This window comes from Klebsiella sp. JB_Kp004, from assembly GCF_040065795.1.
Classification (GTDB): domain Bacteria; phylum Pseudomonadota; class Gammaproteobacteria; order Enterobacterales; family Enterobacteriaceae; genus Klebsiella; species Klebsiella quasipneumoniae.
This window is the reverse complement of sequence record NZ_JBEAKW010000005.1, coordinates 113,258-129,063: the sequence shown is the minus strand read 5'-3', so window position 1 is coordinate 129,063 and position 15,806 is coordinate 113,258. Positions and strand designations below refer to the sequence as shown.

Sequence of the window (15,806 nt, the reverse complement as noted above, 5' to 3'; positions counted from 1 at the left end):
TGAAATCTTTGTCTTCAAGTCGCCGGGAGGTACTTGTAGATTGTTTTCACGTCCACGCCTGTACATCAGCCACCTGCTGCCGGGTGGCGCCGTTCGCAAGCATTCGTCGCGCCCGTTCGACAATCTCCGGGGTCATCACTCTGCGACGACCGCCGACTATCCCCTGCTCCTTGGCCGCGGCTGTAGGAACCTGGTTGCTCTGTAATCTACTCATCGTCAACCCATGACTGTCAAACTGGTACGTTCACATCTTCCTCTTTCTTGGAAAGGTTAAATTTTCGTCATCTGAATTTATACACACTATGCCGTTTCTGATGTATGTTTTACTTTCACCTATCCTATGAACAGGACTAGTAATCATGGAGCAACATTTTCATTCATGTGTTCGAGTGGGATTTTGTTACTATCGCGTACATCTGATTTCAGGATATCGTAGACGTCAGATTAAAAAAATAAAATACATGTAGGGGTTAATTATGCAGAATAAACTACTCATCCAGCAAAACATTTCTTTCGGAGCACCAGAAACAATAGCATTGAACATTGGTAATGGTATAGATAATTTAGTTAATAAAATATTGTATTGGGATTCAATTGTTAATCTAAAGCCGGGGATATTCGGATTCCCTATTAACCAAGACATTGAAAAATTGAAGGGTGAAGGAGTCTTCGAAGAAATAACTGTAGATGTAGTTGGTCGGGGGGGGGGGTCAATGATGGTTGCAGAGGCAACCAAGTCAAAAATACTTAATCTTTTAGATGATAAAGGCATAAACTACATCCCAGACGGGTTATCTCCAAGAGTCCTGGTAAACGATGGGGTTGCTCAAAATACTGGTGGTACACTGTTCCACTTGGTCAATGTCATGCCATTTATTGATGTTAATACTCCTTTAGATGAAGTTCTTGAATTTAGACAATCAAGGAAAGAACAATTAAAACACCTTACAACAACTTTAAACTCCATGGAATTAAGAGTATCAGAAGCAGAAAATCAAGCTATGGAGCTTAAAAAGGTCTTGAATGAAATTGACATTGCATGCTTAGAGTTACACCGCCTGTATAATGAGAAAAAATTCTCTTTAACATCATCAGACATAAAACTAAACTTTAATATGAAGAATATTCTTGCAATAAGTGCTTCCGTGTATGCAGGTGCCAGTTGGTTTTTTCCACAAACAGGAGCTGCTCTGGCAGCGTTGGTTGGTGGAGCAGCGTCAGTCATCAGTTGGGAAGGGTCAGTAAAAATAAAAGGGTCTTACAATACCAATCCTTTTAGCTATACTGCAGAGGTAAGAAAACACTTCAAATGATCTTCAGCCCGGCATTTTGCTGGGTCTTTTATTTATCGTTTAAATTTTAAAGCTGAAAAAAAAGACAATGCAACATATGGCAAGACTGAATCAGAAAAATGAAGGTTAATAACCGCCCCCATAACTACCAGTATGAATATGAAACAAAACCTCCTCCCGCACCAGGAAATCGTCATGCTGCCCCTTTGTTTTGGTATAAATATTTGAACCTTGATTATTCTTAGAGTAATTGCCCCACCATCACTGAACGCCAAATAATTTAGTGATGGTGGTTTTCCTATAAAACGACAACCGTGTAATGCTTCAGTGTCGTGTCGATGAAATCATCGCCGCCTGCACTATCGGTTGTTGATGGGGTTTCCTGGTCTCTTTTCTGTGTAATATACCAGTCGGCCGTTTCGACGATATGAGCGGTGTTATCGGTGCTGAATGACACGTATTCTTCATCATCACGCTTTGCGGTGGTGACTTCATAAAGCCCATCCCTGACCAGATAAACGTAATACATATTTTATTTCCTCATGTATTGGGATGCAGGTTATCGAACCAGTACACCGGTAGCTCCAGCTCAATTTCCCCGGTAAACCCGTAGATTTTAAATCCGGCGTTAGATGTCACGGAGCCCAGAAAATAGTTCGGCACCTTGAGTGGTGGCGTTGAGACAAAATCATCTTTAGTCAGTGAGATATAACTTTTGGTCAGTATCGTATTCAGTACATCAATCTCATCGCCGAGCACTGAGCCGCGAACGGTTTCAGTTTGCGTTACAACAGACCCGCTAACAGCTATTGTAGGATTACTCAGTGGACGGAGAGCAGCCTGCACCTTCACCTCACCCACCGCGTTTTTGCACTTAATCGCACACATCGCTGACAGATAGTTGGTGTTTCTCGGGAACTGAATTTCGGTCGCCTGATATAGATAGAGGACGTCCGTAGTCGAGGTCATTCTGATTTTGACCGGGATTAATCCGTCCGTATCTGCGTCACCAAATACCGCTGTTGCTCCTCCCTGAGTGAAAGTCCAGTGGTAAGCGCTGGCAGCACTGGCGGTGGCTTTCGTCGTCGGCAGAGATACCCCCGATGTTCCGGTGAATTTGTACACCGAATTCAGGGCGTATTTACCCACACCATAGCCATAACCCGGCAACCATTTATAGGTGTCGCTGTTTTTGTGCTGAATAATAACAACAGCAGGATTCTCGGCCCCGGTCCACGACCCATACTTGCTGTTACACATGTAACCGGCGGGGCCTGCGCCCATATCCACATCACGAAACTCAGCAATAACGCCGCGATATGTCGCCCCGTAAATAACATCCCTGATGCCGCGATACGTCACGCCGGTACGCCGGGAGTCCGTTAACCCACCAATCATCAGAAAACGACACTGACCGCCAGAGCCTTCTTTGACCGGCTGGTTAATAAGTTTCTCGTCATAGCCTTCGAAATGGCTGTTGGTAAACAGGAAAGAACCGGCTGCATTAGGGCCAAAGCGGAACGCATCACGGCGTGCGTAATCATTACTGACGTTGTCAAAATAAATCGCCGGCCCGTTGCTGTTTATGTAGATGTTGTCTTCGGTGCTGTTAGACAGGACGCAGTTATTCAGCCACCACCGCTCACCGGCATTCACTGCCGTTGCAGTTGGCTGAGACAGGCCACGAGTATTTGCATAGGCATTGCAGTTTTCGAAACCAACCACATAGGTATCGTAATTGCCAAATGTCAGTCCATCTGCGCAGTTGAACACCCGGACGTTGCGAATAACGGTATCTCTGACGTTGAGATAGGCTGTCCCATCCGGACGGCGCGACCGGTTCCCCAGAATTACTCCGTGGGGCGTATAATCCTCGCCGCCGCCTTTGATATAGAGAAAGCTGCGCGGGTTGATAGCGAAGCCGCCCTGGTCAGCCGCTCCCCCGTTGTAGCTGTTACCCATCCCGCCGCGTAATCCCTCGAATTCATTGCTGCACAGTATCGGCACGTCAACGGAACTCGAAAAATCCCAGAACTGAAGCGTAAGTGGGACCAGCTCGACCAGCGCAGCACAGAAATGCACATCTTCCGTCATCGTGTAAACGGTAGCGCCACCAGAATCAATCAGACCGGGAATAAGAATGGTCGCCTTCCTGTCATTAATCCGGTTGGCAGCGATAGCCTTAGCAACTATCCAGGCGTTTATTTTATGAATGCACTGCGCGAGGTTATTTTCTGAAGGAGAAAACCCCGCCAGAAATACGTTATACCCCTCGGATACATCCGCTTTCCATCTTGCACCGTTCGGCGTTACAAATACCGAAAATCCATTTTCTTCCGATGTGGTATCCGTCGCATCGTAATACAGCCTCTCATTCAGCACAGGGCCATCGGCAGCCGCACGAAACAGGATTATTTCCTGCCCGTGATAGTCCGGCTCTGTGGTTCTGAGTGCATCCAGAGTGGCGCACTTTCCCACCAGTTTTTGGCCGTCGCCTGAACCCAGGTTTGAGCGAAGAGCCGCATCACCAATATTCGACCATTTCCCCGTTGGGTTTTCAGCCGACCACACTCCACCATCATTCTCTGGAGAATCTCCGGTAATGACGTGCTCAAGCTCTCCAAGGTATTTGTACCAGGAGCCATTGTAGTAAACGATTTGCTGGCGATTATCGACCGTGAGGCCAGTCGCCCAGTTTCCCAGCTCCTGCCAGCCAATGGCACCTACCGCCTGTTCGCCACGTCCCGTGATATACGTGATGAAGCGATTGAAGATCATCTCCATACCGTACCAGGTGCGGCGAAGTACAGCGAAACGATCCGGCAATGACTCTGATTCGCGGCCATTGACTAACTTATCCAGATTGGTTGCGTTCTTCAGCAATATCTGTGGTGATGTCGAGCCAAGCTTTTCGTTGTCGGCCATACATTGTGCTCCAAAAATGAAAAACCCGCCGAATGAGGCGGGTGAATGGGTGCTTTTTAAAAAGTTAAGCGACGTCGCCGGGGTATGTGGCGTCGTCGTACTGGTAGAACGATTCGAGGTATTCTTTAGCGGTGACCTGACAGGTTCCGTCAGACTGCGGGGCGATCTCCTCTACAATGGCGTCGTAGACATGGCGCGTTGAGCCGCAGAACACTAGGCGGATCGGCTCGATGGTTGCCGACGACAGGTCAACCCGCATGGGATCATCAAACTCGCTCAGGTGCGGGACTGACAGCTGAAAATCACCCACCCTGCTCGCCACCATCAGCCCGGATGCAGAGCCATCCTGATAACGGATCAGCGCGCGGGGATTTTCGAAAGACCAGTCCAGCGGCTCCGTGACGGTGAACGTTGTCACGCCACCAGCCGTTGTCATCGCCTCCACCAGACAGGAAATCGTGTTGTTGCCCGGAATATCATCCGTGAGCACTATGCGATCGCCCGTGTTGTAGCACAGCGCGTCCAGCTCGGTAGTGGTCTGGAACGTCACCCGCTGCTGCAGGTATTTCATCAGGCGACGCATCCCGATTTGGTAGGCGTGATCCTGATTCAGTACCCCATCGAGTTTGTAATTCTCTATTTTCACCGGCGTAGGGTTATCAGGCGTCCGGCATTTAACGGTCTCCTCTGCCCAGGTAGTCCCGTTGATGTACGTCACGTCGACACCATCAAAATCATCATCTGAGGGCACGGTAAATCCGCTCTGCAGCTCCTCCACCATCTCATGCGGAGTGATCACGCCAGTCCATGGCTTAATCCCCTCACGGTTGACCGTCGCCAGGCCATCGCTTAACAGAAAGCGGGACTTCCCGGCATTGGCTATCTTCTGCAGCATTTCCAGCGCTGAGATACTGTCTCCGGTAGCAAAATCGAAATTTTCCCCCCGTGGCGTCCAGTACGCGGACTCCAGCGCGTTGATGGTGTCGACATCCATCTCCAGCCCCAGCGAGTTTCCGACATGCAGCAGAGCACCCGAGATAGTTCTGGCCGTTCCTGAGTCATAGGCGCGCGTGGCCACAACGTTTACGCGGCGGTCCGACTGAGCCGCCAATTTGCCCCCCGTCTCAACGGTCGCTGCCATCAGCGACACGCCGGGATAGGATGAAGGGCGCGTCAGCAGTCGCCCGCGCAGTGCCTGCCAGTACATCGAATCCCTGGCGTTGTTTGAGCCCTGCTCATTGCGCCGACGGCAGCGAACCTCTACCAGTCCCGGAGAACTGAGGGTGATCCGCTCAGTGAAACCTAACCCGTTGATGTTTTTAAGCGCGTACTCGCCCTGGTGACTCACCCACCCCGAACCGGAACCGTAGACGCGATACTGAATCTCCCACTCAACGTGGCGGATCCGTTTTTTGCCCTTACTGTCAAAGCCACAGATGCCGTTCGGGAAGGAGAAATTCACCTCGAATGCATCCACCACTTCATTCTCAGGGCATACGAGGAAAGGCCCAAGCCAGCTCAGCGTGTCGTTAAGACCAGTGGCCTCATAGTCGATCATCGTCCTGGCGGTGAATCCCTGCCATGACTCATCAACGGCACCATTAACCAGGCGCGCCACCGTCGCCGTCGTGCCGTCGGTCGAGACAATGCGGTACTCATTCCCGCGGTGAGCAAGTGAAAGCCGTTGCACCCCCTCCGGCATGCCGGAAAAGGCTGTTCCCGTGGCGCTGTTATAGGCAAGCGTCACATTCGCCGTTACCGCCGGGCTGCCGCCGGTTGATGCCGTACCGGAGGTGTAAACCGGAGCATCACCGAAAACAGCTGCAGGCAGCGAAGAGGACGTAATCGCCCCACCCGCGAACGGACTGGCCGACTCGGTTATCAGTACGGTGCCGCCGTTGTCCTGTGCAACCAGCCCGGAGCCAGTGAGTTCCTCGGTGATGGCCGCCAGCAGTCCCGACATCGAGACATAGTTAGCCACCAGCGACACCGGGTAGGTAACCCCCTGCCAGGTGATCGTGAACGTGCTGGAGCTGGTCGAAAAATCGTAGGTGGTCGGGGCCGCACTGGCCTGGACTTTTGCCGCACTCCCCCCGGTGCCGGGCACTGCAGCCTGACCGGGGGTATATGACGCGATAAACAGATCGTAATCGACAGAGTTAAATCCCAGCGTCACCGGCATTCCAACCACCGGCGCGATCTCCGTCAGCAGCGGGCTTGCGATAACGCTGTATCCGGCCGCCGTGGTGATCTGGTAGTTCGCCGGGGCTTTCAGTTCGACCACGGCGCCAGCGACCCAGCTGGGCGGTAGCGCGTTTTCGTTCTCGTCATTATCGTCATCATCATCCGTATCCAGCCCGGTAAACGTTACGCTCGAACCGGATACGGTCATGCTGTCTGCGATAATATCGTCGGCATCCGGCGAGGTCTGGGCCATATCCAGCCCGGTACCGTATGATGTCCCGCCGACCTCCGTACTGTTGACCCAGTTTTCACTGCGCTCATCGCCGGAAACGTCCGCGCCTGGCGGGTAATGGATGCTGCTGAAACCAAGCAGCGTCGATGCAGGAGTGCTGCCTACCCGGATATCGCCATTGGTATAAATCAGATCACCGACACCGAGACACAGCAGCATCTGGACGCGCATTTTCGTAGGATCGGCGGCATCAAACCGGGTAACCGGCTGCACCACATAATCAGGGTAGATACGCACCCGGCCAAATACCTCACGAATGGCATCACCGAGTTTTGCGGTATTCGCCTTTGCCGGGTTCAGGTCGAGACTCCGCCCTGTGGATGAGGTATAGCCCCCCGTATCGATGTTGCTCATCATAAAGTACGAATAGGCTGCAGCGGCAACGGAGATACCGACGCCGATCCACGCGATTGTGGCGGCCTCCAGCCCGAAGGGAACCGGATAAAGCCTGACATCACTATCAGGGCGAATCACACACTTAGCCCACTCGCCTGGCGGAATTAACAGCCCCTCAACCTCAACGGTCAGCGGTGGGACATCCCGATCCTCGTAGCCTTCAACATTTGCCACCAGCCACTTGCGAATACTGGTTACACCATGCTCATGCGTTTCGAGTGGTTCACCGGGAAGCCGGGACGGGTAAAAACGAATGGTCATTGCCAGAACTCCACTTTGACAAATCGCCGCTTAAACCGCGGCAACGGCAGAAAGGTGACGTTCGTTCCCGGATTGCATTCCGCCACATGCAGCAGACCATCGATACTGACCACGATCCCTACGTGGGTGACAGTCGACCCGGAATAACAGGCCACCCCGGCCCCTTCGCAGGGTTCGCAGCGCTCAAGGGTAAGCATCATCCTGCGCGCTTCCCGGTCGAGGCCGCCGTCGTCTTTGGTGACCCCAGAAAAATCGGGCCAGACGGGTAAATTCAGATCGCGACGTATCTCGTTCACAATGCCGAAGCAGTCAAGTAGCGGGTAGGCTCTACCGCCCTTCTGCCATTTAACAGAACGGTATTTATCAGGGTTGAACATTGGGATTCCTTAGCTGATATAACGCAGTCCGGGGAATACAGGTAGCGTGTAGCGGTAACGTGGCCAGGCTGTATCAAGGATATTCATATAACCCGCGGTAATCTGCGCCTCTGTCGCCGTCCAGGAGCCCGACTTGATTTTCAGCGTATACGGCACTTCCGCAGGGGCCGCAAAATCCGTGGAGATATAACGCCGGTACGTCAGCGATGCAGGCAATCTGTTAGCCAGGGCATTGCGGATCGCCGTGGACACAACACCATCGATATTGCACAAGGCAAATTTGAGGTCCTGCGTGCCGTCCGCATTGCGCGCCGGCAGCGCAATGTCTATCGCACAGGCTGAAAACGTTACGGTATCGCCGTTCTCCGTCGTCGCCGTGATGTTGTCGTAACCCTGGCAAAGGTAGTGAACATCAGAGCCAATGGTGATCTGCAGCGTTTCAATGATCACCTCCGGTCCGCTGCTGGCGTAGAGGCGGTTGAGTCTTGTCATGATTTATACCCAATAAAAAAGGCCACCCGAAGGTGACCTTAAAAATTGGTGTCGAATGTGGGTGTACCCTCACCGGCAGGATCGCTATTCCGCGCTTTATTTCACGCTCCGGCTACGGAGCGGCATGAAGGACTTTCCCACAAATCGACACAAGTGATTATGAAGGTGAAACGGTTTTAATCAAGCCTTGGGCCACTCCTTATTCAGCGCAATATCCAGCAGTGAGCTGCCGACGATCCATTCCGGGTAATTACCCCATGGGGCAGGAGCAAGGGGGCGCTCCCATAATTCAAGCGTTGCCGTGTACTTCCAGTAAATCGGGGCCACCAGCACCGGTCCCTGATAAATATCTGTGAAGCGGCATTTGTAAAACTTAATGCCCGCCGGCGTCTGCAGCTTCATCATGAACCACGCTGCCCCGTCAGATAACGCATCACGGAACCAGGACTCAAACGCCAGGCCCTGCGCATCGGTTTCCATAAACCAGGTGATGCTGGCCTGCGTCGGCGTGGACGTATAAGCTCGCCTTTGCCGCGCGCGGCCGGTGGTTAACTGGGTTCGTTTTAACGGGCTGACAGGCTGGAATCCGTACCCTTCCTGTAATGGCATAGGGAGGCTGTCATGTGGGTAGTAGATATCAGTCATGCAGTCTCCCGGTAAAGTATCTCGAATAAAATTTCACCATTAACCTCAGGAGGGTATTCATTTCAGAATAAAGCACGATGGAATCGAAGAAATCTCTGATTTTTTGGTTCAGATTAACGAAGATAAAAATCTTATTAAATCGACACAAACACACAAGGCGATATATTTATCAACTCATTTCAAGAGCCAAAAGAAATAAAAAAGCAGCATTATCAATATATTAGTTTCATTGACTTTAATGTGACATTAAATTATTTCGGCACAGCCCATGCCAAAATAAAAAAGGGCGATGTGCCGACAGGCAATATACGTCAATGTGACTGCTTGTTTAAAAGCAACTCCTGAAGAAGAAGCGCAATAGAAACAAAGATCAAACCCCCACAAAAAACAATTTTTGCAAAATCATAGTTAAACACGGTTGTAAGCGTATCATTATTATATAAGTGATTATGCCTATAGGAATAAGTTGTGTAGATATCATCGCATATTTCAAGAATTCCACCGACTATCAAAACAAGCCAAAGAAATGAAAACTTCACTCGGACCTCCTTACGTTTACGTCTCCTATTGAAGATAAGTCCGCCAATAAAAAGAGGAATCATAAAAGCTATAAAGTCTTTAAATGTAAATGTTAACAACGCTTCCATTAATAAGATCCTTGTGTTTTCTTGCACCTACTCAGATTGTTAGACTTACCTACCTAATCAAGTCTCAGCTAATGCAGTTTAGCTTACCTAGGACCGTGTCGTGTATAGTTTCCTTTTAGAGCGTTGCCAAAAGCTCCTTGTGGCATGGTAACCTCCTTTGTGAGTTCACCTTTTAACTGCCTGGAAAGCTGTCGATTATTCTGATTGAGTGTAGCGCTCAACTGCTCCGGAGTAATACCCTGGAGATGAAACTCCTGATTAATCGGCGCGTGTACAGTTGTTTGCCTACGGTTATCGCTGTTAACGTTCTGAACACCAGTACCAAACCCTGTACGCCCCAGAGTTGCATCAAGCGGTTGGCCATTTCGAAGTGCCTCAAGCTGAGACACGCCGATCCGGTTCGTTGATGCCTGGTCGAAGACGTACTCTCCTTTGTGAACAATACCCGCTGGCTGATACTTACCACCGGGGCCTGTGTAACCGCCGGAGGCGAAGCCAACACCTGAAACAGCCTGGATATTTGAGACGATACTGGCAGTCTGCGCAGCGATTGAGGCCATAGCGATGATGTTGGCCGGATAAGGCGCGCTAACTGCACCGCTTGCTATAGCCTGCTGGATTTTCACCATTGAGTCCGCGATAGCGAATGCCTTGCTCGCAGCAAAAGCGACCTTGTAGATTGCCGATTGCTCACCAAACCCCGTTCGCATGATTTCAGCGGTGCTATCAAACAAGGACTGCGTGGCCGCAGATATGATGGTGTTTTTCTGAGCCTCTATGACCTGATTTGCATCCGCTGCACGCTGACGAATAGAGGTCATTCTGGCCTCACCCTCGGCAGTTATTTCACCGGCCTTCGCATAAGCTTCCTCCTGAGCTGCCAGCCAGCGCTGGAGCTCTTGCTGAGCCTGTCCATATTCGTTGATTTGCCCCTGCATCCCCTCAAAAGTTCCTGAGAGTCGCCCTCCTGTGGGTGTCAGGTTTCCTACAACATTACGAACCGTCGAGGGCAGTTGCATATCGGTGTTTTGATAAATATCTGCCCGCGTTTTTTCATATTCACCGGGTTTTAGTTGCCCGGTTGCTTTGGCCTTCTCCAGCAGTTCAAGACGGGTTTTAAGCAGATCGTTGGTCCGCTCATCCTTCGTCTTTACCTGTTCCTGCATCTTCCGATAATCGTCCAGGGTTTTTACGGAATTTTGCAGTGCCTCCTGCTGCTTATATGCCTGGAGGATTTCATCTGAACGGGAAAGGATCGACTTCTGGTCAGCGGTGAGCTGCGTTTTAGATTTGAGGTCAGCAATCTGCTGCTCGAACTTGATACGAGCCTGTGTCGCGCTGTTAAGCTTGTCACTGGCATCCAGCTGGGACTGCATGGCAGCAGTCTGCTGGTTTATCTGATCAAGCAGCCGGGTTGCTGCGTCCTCTGTATAGGCTTTTTCTTTGTGGGTCTTAGGCTGTCCAGCTTTTTTGGCCTGCTCAAGTTCCTTTTCTCTTACAGCAATTAGCGCATTGGCCTGTTCGATTGCTTCTTTATTTCCTGAGAAAGCAATTTTTCTGGACTGTGCTCTTGCCTCCTTTAACCGAGCTTCTGCACCGGCAACCCTGTCTGCCGCCAGATACTCCTTATTAATCCAGTCAACGGAATTTTTTACCGCCTTATTACCTTCAATGGTAAGTGTGTTCATCGTGGTTTGCAGATCTAATGCCTGGCCGATAAACCTCATCGTAGGGTCAATTGCGCCACCAAGCGCTACGTTTTGCCTACCCTTATCCGCTGCTGTGTAATAATTTTTGACCTCAATAGCTGCAGCTGTCCACGAATCACCTATTTTCAGGATCTCCCGTCGATGCTTATCAATATCAGCATTCAAGGCGGTGAAATTAGCAGAATCCTTGTATTGGGCTACCTTTGTCCTTGCCTCGTCATAACTAAAACCAACGTCGATAAGCTTATTTATTGCTTCGCTCGCACCGTCATTAGTCGTTATAAACATACTACCGACTTCATCGATCGTCTGACCCGTCTTATCAGATATAGCAACCATATTGAGTGCAAGTCGCTCAGCAGCATCTCCATTAGCGCCAAGGGACGTTGTGGCTATTTTTGTCGCAGCATCAATTTCCTGTCGGTTCTGATAGACAGCATAAGTTAGCAACCCAACTGAAGCAGCTGCTACGCTATAGGGATTAACCAGACCCATGACATATGTGCCAACGCCCTTGATCGCTGGCCCAATGCCGCCGAACATATCTTTGAGCTGACCGCCCTGCTGCATGAGAACCATAAACGGTGACTGCCCGGTAGAAAGACCGACAACAATATCTGTCATCTGAGCAGGGATCATGCGCATAGCGTTGGCAGTCTGAGCTGCAGATTGGCTTGTTTTACCCAATTGCGCCTGGGTTTTTTCCAAGGCATCGCGGGATTCTGCAAGTTTGCTGTTGAGGCGATCGTAAGCTAGGGGCGACAGCATTCCGGATGTTTTAGCTGTATCCAGCTGGCGCTGCTGCTCGTTCAGGCGGCGGTATGCTTCACCTACGGGATCTATTTGGGCTTCAAGACGACGCAGTGCATTTACCTGTTCATCATGTGCTTTTGCAGCGTCGCGCTCGGCTTGGGCTTCGCCGGTGACTTCCCGACGAGTCTCCTGAAGTTTTTTGCTGTAGGCATCATATTGGGAAGTATTAATTGCCCCCGATTTAAAGGCGGTATCGAGTTCACTTTGCTGTTGTTCGAGATTGCGAAGCGCAGCTGCCAGAGGGTCGATTTTATCGAGCATTCTCTGGAATGCATCAGCCTGCGCCTCCTGCTGCACAGCAGCCAGTTTGCTGGCCTTTTCTGCTTCTCGTTGAGCTTGTGCAACACCACTTAGTTCCTCAGTGGTGTCATTCAGCATCTTAGACAGCGAACGAAACTCTTCCTCGTCAATTAGCCCCTTATCGAAGTATTTTTTCAGCTCACTATAGCGGCGACCGACGGTATCAATTGCTGCACCAACCGGATCAATAGCTGCTCGCAATTTATTGAGAGCATCTTTTTCCTCGTCAGTCGCTTTTGTCACTTTGAATATGCTGGTTACAGCCTTATCACCAGACTGAGTCATCTTATCAAGCGCAACGGTAAGGCTGTCAGCCTGCTTCTCTGCCCCGGAGCTATCAAGAACGATCGCAAGGCGGGATGTTTGTTCAGTCATTTACCTTTCTCCGGGCAATAAAAAACCCCGCCGAAGCGAGGTTAGAGCTTTTGAAACTGTTACGCTTTTAATTCATTGACGGTGAAAAATTATTGCGCCGATAATCGCCGCAAAGACCGCCAGCACAACCCCTGCGATCAACTTTACATTGACGTCAGCCAACCTATCACTGGCCTCAGCATCGTCAGCGCTAACTATTGTCTTCGAAGGGGTGACGTCGCTCCCGCAATGTTTGCACTTCACCGCTTCAGCGCTTATTAATTCTGCGCAGTATGGACATTTGACTGAGTTTGCGGATGGTTTGAACTTCTCACCGACCAAAACGATGATGATTCCTGCAATCGCTACGAATCCGCCAAATATCATGTAATTTTGTCGTGAAGACATTAAACCAAGGTTGTTAACTCTGTAGCCATCATCTGTTGATACTGTTACATCCATAAATAGCGCAAAAACAGCGAAGATCACACCTATTAAGATGGCTAGATAACCAAGAATCCTCACACTCCCACCTCATGAAAAAACAGCCCAAATTATGGGCCGGAGTTATTAATTTGTATTAAAATTCCTAGTCAATTTAAAGGTTATTGACTGATTATTTGCATCCATGATATCCAGCACAGCCCCTTTATAACGTATCGTTTTGGACTCAGAAAGGTCGTACTCTACCTCATTAGAAAAAGCGGCCCGAGCCATACCTCCTTGAAATTCTCTATAACCAATATTAATTTTGTTGCCGACCTTCCCATTGTAGATAAGAGTTTGCTGGAAGGAAGATTGTTGCTCGGTCTGGAATTTTACTTTCGTAAATGGCTTGCCTGTATCACACTTGGTTCCACCATAAATCGTGACAATACAAATTTCGCCGTTCTTCATGAGCTGTATGCTTTGTGTGGGATCATTAACCATGAAGCGGTTAGGAACAACTGCACCTGATGTTCTTTCTACATTAGAGTAAAACTCTGATTTTGAATCCTCTCCAATTTTTACGTAGTCTCCTGCCGGGATCGTATAGACACCGATTGAGCCTATAACCACAGCCTGATTGAAATGAATGGCATCAATGCTAGCATCAATTCCCTGCCTAACCATATCCTCGCCAACGTAGGTTGTTGTTACTGTATTTAGCGGCGGAATACTGATTTGCTTTGTTTGAGGCACATAGTTACGAGCCGGCGTTGTACACCCAGTTAAAAGCACTGCCCCCAGTGCCACTATCAATAATTTCTTCATTTTATGTTTCCTGTGATTACAATCAGAAACATCCTAACATATAGAGACAGCTAAACAATGATAAGGCTATTTCACTATCGCCCGCCTTTTTTGCTCTTCCGCCCACTCAGCCCTCCAGACATCATCAAGGGCCAGTATTGCTGCATCAAACTCAATGCGGTCGATCAGGATGGTGCGCGATGCCAGGTAAAGCTCAATATCGTTCAGGGATAGAGGGAGCGGCACTCCGGCCATGCCGGCATACTTTCTGCCGCGCGATATCATGGCGTAAGCGTTGAGGATCTCTCCAGTGACTGCATCGATTTCAGGCTCTGGAATGGGCGGGAGATTTAGCTTCTCCCTGCGCCACTTTGCTTTCTCGCCCTGTTCGCCGGCGAATTCCTTTAGCCACTTTTGGGCCTCTATAGCTTTTTTACGGTTTCCTGAGTCTGCTGCTCCTTACCCTGAGCAATGTTTGCCGCCTCAGCCAGTATCAGCCAGTATAGCGCCGGGTGCTGTTTCAGCATGGCGGCCCCAAGTTCTGGGGTGTAGTCGAGAGCAACCTCTATGCCGTCGACTAACTGACCTACTCCCTCCCAGCCTTTCAGCAGGAACCGAGCGGCGTTATCGATCAGCAGGTCATCAACAGAGTCGATATCGTCCACGCTGGCGAGATTAAAATCCGTTGTCCCCACCTTATAACCTGCGTCCATCTTATCGATGTGGCGACGCACCAGCGCGTTACGAGAGCGATATTGCGGATTCTCGCTGCTGGCCACCAGCAGGCGAAGTTTGAACAGCGATTCTTCTTCCGGCGAGAATTCCTTTTTGCTGCCTTCTGGCTTTTTGTAGGGATAAAACCAGCGCTCGCCATTTAAATCAATTTTCGGGGTAACAATCAGCATAAAAACTCCATAAAAAACCCTCCAAAGAGGGCCAATGTTAATCACCACCGCCAGAAGTGGCAGGAACGCGGGTAATAGTTGGCGGCGTATTGGCCGCGGTGATATCCAGCTGAACCTGAACAATGTCAGTGCTCCCCGCATCCGGCCAGTCGCCGGAGATCTGCACTTCCGGGAAATCGAAGGTATAGGCGCCTTCAGCATTCTCCAGCGTGAAGCTAAACGGCACCGTTTCGCCGGTGAACGTTTTTTTGTAAACCTCCCAGGCAGCCTTTGACCATGACAGCGTGATTTGACCTGACGGGGTAAAGGTTGTCGGAATGTTTGCGCCGGCGAACGCCGAACCGGTACCGATGCAGCGCTGAGTCTGCATATTGTTGTTGAACTGAATGTTAAAGGTGTCGACGCAGAAGCCTGTCCCGCCATCAACACCATTTAGCCGGATGTTCGTGACCTCTTTGAAGGAGTAACGCAGCGCCCCCGCTAAATCCACCGGCGCGGTGAAATAGCTGGTATCGTCCCCCTTCGTCTCCCAGTCCAGCCCTGCAAACGTAATGGTTGCAGTGATATCACCATCGGCCGGGATTTCCATCTGGAAGGTGCCAACCTGGCAACCGCGGGCAATCTGGGCGATCCCCACATCACTGGCAAAAGTCGCCACGGAGAACGTAATGCGACCATTACCCATCGTCAGCACGTTATTTACCCATTCGGAACCGAAGCAGCTGGCAAGAAAATCATCATGCTGGTTCCAGCGAAACCGCGTGCCGACATCGCCGCCGACATCCACTGTGCCGCGTGAAACACCCTGCGCCATGCGGTCACCAGCGATTTCGTCATTGTCATTGGTGTTCTGCGTTGGTTTCAGACCAAATGAAGAACGACGCAGCAGGTTCCACGCCCCTGCTGTTGGCGTGATTCCTGGCGTTGTCTCGCGAATAAACGCGGCTACTACTTTTGCACCTGAGCTCACAGGAGCCTCCT

General features: G+C 50.4%; 14 protein-coding genes and 1 pseudogene. 1 reads left to right on the top strand and 14 read right to left on the bottom strand.

The annotated features are described in order from the left end of the window. Positions 1–14: 14 nt before the first annotated feature. Positions 15–181, bottom strand: a pseudogene (locus ABLX76_RS06715) (helix-turn-helix domain-containing protein); the annotation flags it as partial. Between the two features lie 295 nt (positions 182–476). Between ABLX76_RS06715 and ABLX76_RS06710 the strand changes: the two are divergent. Beyond that, positions 477–1,313 (top strand): DUF6236 family protein, encoded by an 837-nt coding sequence (locus ABLX76_RS06710; protein WP_348874267.1) that lies wholly within the window; start codon positions 477–479, stop codon positions 1,311–1,313. A gap of 277 nt (positions 1,314–1,590) precedes the next feature. Here the strand turns inward: ABLX76_RS06710 and ABLX76_RS06705 are convergent, their stop codons facing one another. From ABLX76_RS06705 to ABLX76_RS06645, 13 genes are all read right to left on the bottom strand, one after another. Beyond that, on the bottom strand, positions 1,591–1,821 hold the full coding sequence (locus tag ABLX76_RS06705) for a hypothetical protein (RefSeq protein WP_064794696.1): 231 nt from the start codon (positions 1,819–1,821) through the stop codon (positions 1,591–1,593). 11 nt (positions 1,822–1,832) lie between these two features. Continuing rightward, on the bottom strand, positions 1,833–4,217 hold the full coding sequence (locus ABLX76_RS06700; protein WP_064794697.1) for a hypothetical protein: 2,385 nt from the start codon (positions 4,215–4,217) through the stop codon (positions 1,833–1,835). Positions 4,218–4,281: 64 nt separating this feature from the next. Beyond that, positions 4,282–7,350, bottom strand: coding sequence for a host specificity factor TipJ family phage tail protein (locus tag ABLX76_RS06695; RefSeq protein ID WP_064794698.1), 3,069 nt, complete (start codon positions 7,348–7,350; stop codon positions 4,282–4,284). Next, positions 7,347–7,727 carry a hypothetical protein gene (locus ABLX76_RS06690; protein WP_064794699.1) on the bottom strand — a complete coding sequence of 127 codons (381 nt, stop codon included), beginning with the start codon at positions 7,725–7,727 and terminating at the stop codon, positions 7,347–7,349. The genes ABLX76_RS06695 and ABLX76_RS06690 overlap by 4 nt, the downstream gene beginning before the upstream one ends. A gap of 9 nt (positions 7,728–7,736) precedes the next feature. Next, positions 7,737–8,219, bottom strand: coding sequence for a DUF1833 family protein (locus tag ABLX76_RS06685; RefSeq protein ID WP_064794700.1), 483 nt, complete (start codon positions 8,217–8,219; stop codon positions 7,737–7,739). A 180-nt stretch (positions 8,220–8,399) separates the two neighbouring features. Further along, complete coding sequence (locus tag ABLX76_RS06680) at positions 8,400–8,864, bottom strand: hypothetical protein (RefSeq protein WP_004190622.1); 465 nt, start codon at positions 8,862–8,864, stop codon at positions 8,400–8,402. A gap of 311 nt (positions 8,865–9,175) precedes the next feature. Beyond that, on the bottom strand, positions 9,176–9,511 hold the full coding sequence (locus ABLX76_RS06675) for a hypothetical protein (protein WP_064794701.1): 336 nt from the start codon (positions 9,509–9,511) through the stop codon (positions 9,176–9,178). Positions 9,512–9,594: 83 nt separating this feature from the next. After that, the gene (locus tag ABLX76_RS06670) at positions 9,595–12,708 is read right to left on the bottom strand and encodes a phage tail length tape measure family protein (RefSeq protein ID WP_348874263.1); all 3,114 of its coding nucleotides are present in this window, start codon (positions 12,706–12,708) and stop codon (positions 9,595–9,597) included. Between the two features lie 72 nt (positions 12,709–12,780). Beyond that, positions 12,781–13,212 carry a zinc ribbon domain-containing protein gene (locus ABLX76_RS06665; protein WP_041937622.1) on the bottom strand — a complete coding sequence of 144 codons (432 nt, stop codon included), beginning with the start codon at positions 13,210–13,212 and terminating at the stop codon, positions 12,781–12,783. A gap of 45 nt (positions 13,213–13,257) precedes the next feature. After that, on the bottom strand, positions 13,258–13,941 hold the full coding sequence (locus tag ABLX76_RS06660; RefSeq protein WP_004190632.1) for a hypothetical protein: 684 nt from the start codon (positions 13,939–13,941) through the stop codon (positions 13,258–13,260). Between the two features lie 66 nt (positions 13,942–14,007). Next, positions 14,008–14,175, bottom strand: a complete 168-nt coding sequence (locus ABLX76_RS06655; protein WP_074188304.1) for a hypothetical protein — start codon at positions 14,173–14,175, stop codon at positions 14,008–14,010. Positions 14,176–14,342: 167 nt separating this feature from the next. Continuing rightward, entirely contained in the window at positions 14,343–14,825 is a 483-nt protein-coding gene (locus ABLX76_RS06650; RefSeq protein ID WP_040182785.1) for a hypothetical protein, read from the bottom strand. Positions 14,826–14,862: 37 nt separating this feature from the next. Further along, entirely contained in the window at positions 14,863–15,795 is a 933-nt protein-coding gene (locus ABLX76_RS06645) for a phage tail tube protein (protein ID WP_072413061.1), read from the bottom strand. Positions 15,796–15,806: the final 11 nt, after the last annotated feature.

Excerpts from the sequence above, each read along its gene's own strand:
- ABLX76_RS06675 (WP_064794701.1), bottom strand. The coding sequence starts at position 9,511 with ATGGAAGCGTTGTTAACATTTACATTTAAAGACTTTATAGCTTTTATG.
- ABLX76_RS06690 (WP_064794699.1), bottom strand. The coding sequence starts at position 7,727 with ATGTTCAACCCTGATAAATACCGTTCTGTTAAATGGCAGAAGGGCGGT.
- ABLX76_RS06655 (WP_074188304.1), bottom strand. The coding sequence starts at position 14,175 with ATGGCCGGAGTGCCGCTCCCTCTATCCCTGAACGATATTGAGCTTTAC.
- ABLX76_RS06685 (WP_064794700.1), bottom strand. The coding sequence starts at position 8,219 with ATGACAAGACTCAACCGCCTCTACGCCAGCAGCGGACCGGAGGTGATC.
- ABLX76_RS06670 (WP_348874263.1), bottom strand. The coding sequence starts at position 12,708 with ATGACTGAACAAACATCCCGCCTTGCGATCGTTCTTGATAGCTCCGGG.
- ABLX76_RS06680 (WP_004190622.1), bottom strand. The coding sequence starts at position 8,864 with ATGACTGATATCTACTACCCACATGACAGCCTCCCTATGCCATTACAG.
- ABLX76_RS06705 (WP_064794696.1), bottom strand. The coding sequence starts at position 1,821 with ATGTATTACGTTTATCTGGTCAGGGATGGGCTTTATGAAGTCACCACC.
- ABLX76_RS06700 (WP_064794697.1), bottom strand. The coding sequence starts at position 4,217 with ATGGCCGACAACGAAAAGCTTGGCTCGACATCACCACAGATATTGCTG.
- ABLX76_RS06710 (WP_348874267.1), top strand. The coding sequence starts at position 477 with ATGCAGAATAAACTACTCATCCAGCAAAACATTTCTTTCGGAGCACCA.
- ABLX76_RS06650 (WP_040182785.1), bottom strand. The coding sequence starts at position 14,825 with ATGCTGATTGTTACCCCGAAAATTGATTTAAATGGCGAGCGCTGGTTT.
- ABLX76_RS06660 (WP_004190632.1), bottom strand. The coding sequence starts at position 13,941 with ATGAAGAAATTATTGATAGTGGCACTGGGGGCAGTGCTTTTAACTGGG.
- ABLX76_RS06695 (WP_064794698.1), bottom strand. The coding sequence starts at position 7,350 with ATGACCATTCGTTTTTACCCGTCCCGGCTTCCCGGTGAACCACTCGAA.